The 1,606-nt window shown below is 50.9% G+C and carries 2 protein-coding genes; both read left to right on the forward strand.

Annotation, left to right across the window (positions count from 1 at the left end; genetic code table 11):
- Window positions 1–445: ATP-binding cassette domain-containing protein (locus tag FJZ26_05950; protein MBM3229951.1), on the forward strand; the 445-nt coding region annotated here is incomplete at its 5' end.
- Window positions 442–1,606 (forward strand): hypothetical protein (locus FJZ26_05955; GenBank protein MBM3229952.1); only part of this gene is annotated, 1,165 nt, incomplete at its 3' end. The genes FJZ26_05950 and FJZ26_05955, both read left to right, overlap by 4 nt.

A 1,606-nucleotide genomic window follows, 5' to 3' on the forward strand; every position in this document is an offset into this window, starting at 1 on the left:
AAAGTTCCGGGGAAGCAAAATCGGCTTTGTGTTCCAATCATTCCATCTCATACCCACCCTAAGCGCGCTTGAAAACGTGATGCTCCCCATGGCTTTTTTGGGAATTGAAATTGACGAGCGAAAAAAGAGGGCAAGAAAGACACTTGAAAAGCTTGGAATGGAGGATAGGGTAAACCATCTTCCGGGACAGTTGTCCGGAGGCCAGAGGCAAAGAGTCGCCATAGCAAGGGCGCTTGTAAACAATCCAAGCATACTTCTTGCAGACGAGCCTACCGGAAACCTGGACTCCAAGTCAGGGGCGGCTGTGCTTGACATATTCAACAAGCTGCACGCTGAAGGAATGACAATAGTGACAGTCACGCACGACTCAGGCATTGCAAGGATGTCGCAGCGCATATTCCACATAAAAGACGGGCTGCTTGAGAAAATAGAGGTGAGAAGATGAGAAAAAACGAAAATGCAGATGGCGAAATAGGATTCAAAATTTCCTTGTTTTTTGCCTTGATTGCAGTTGCATTGGCACTGCCTGCCGTGTTTGCCGATTTGTCGGTAACAAGCTACACCCTCAGCCCCCAGACAATCAAGCCTGGCACAAGTGGCCTTGTGACGCTGACAATAGCCAACACAGGAAACACGCTTGTAAGCGGAATATCGCTAAGCGCCACAGGCTCCGGCAAGCTATTTTCCAATGCGGACATTTTTGTAGGCGACATAAGCCCAGGCGGCTCAACGATTATTTCAGTCCCCTTTAGCGCCCAGGCCGATGCGCAGCCTGGGATATACAACTTTCAGGCAAAGCTAACTGGCTCGACGCCTTCAAGCACCTCGGCCTCGGCTACAAACGCCATTACCCAGAGGACTTTCACAGTGCCTGTGACAATAACAAACCCGGCAATACTGCAGGCAACTGCAAAGTCAAACCTGGTCTATACAGACGGAACCTTTACCCTTGAGGGCACAATACTCAATTCCGGGGGGGCGGCTGGAAACGCAAGGCTTTACGTTGGGCAGGCAACAGACCCGAGGCTTTCCCTTGGGAGCAATTCAGCGCAAGCCCCGTCCTCTGGGTTCATTGCAAAGCAGCTTCCGATTTATGTTGGCGAGATTGCAAACAGGTCAAGCTTCAGCGCCGAGGTGACGCTTGCAAGCAACATCTCAAGCGGGGTTTATTCCATGCCCATTGGCGTGCTTTATGACGATGCGGTCGGCAACACGATTTTTGACAAGATGCTTGTGCTTGTCAATGTCAAGCGCTCAAGCCCGGATTTTGCAATACAGCTTGAAAACCAGAACTTTTCGCCTGGGCAGAGGACAAACCTGAAGCTGAAAATCTCAAATACAGGGACAAGGGACGCGTCAAACTTGAGGATTGCACTTGGGGATTCTGCGGCACTCACCCCTCTTGGGGCTTCTGTTGCAAAGCTTGACTTGCTTTCGCACGGCCAGTCTGCCGCGCTCCAATTTGAAGTCGGTGTGAATAATGCGCTTCCTGGCTTCTATTCAATCCCGTTTAGAATATCCTACCAGAACGACAAGGGGGACGAGCAGCCTGCAGTCACCCAAAGCGCGGGCATGAACATAGCCGTGCCTGCACAAGTCGATTTTT

It is taken from the genome of Candidatus Parvarchaeota archaeon (assembly GCA_016866895.1).
Lineage (GTDB): Archaea > Micrarchaeota > Micrarchaeia > Anstonellales > VGKX01 > VGKX01.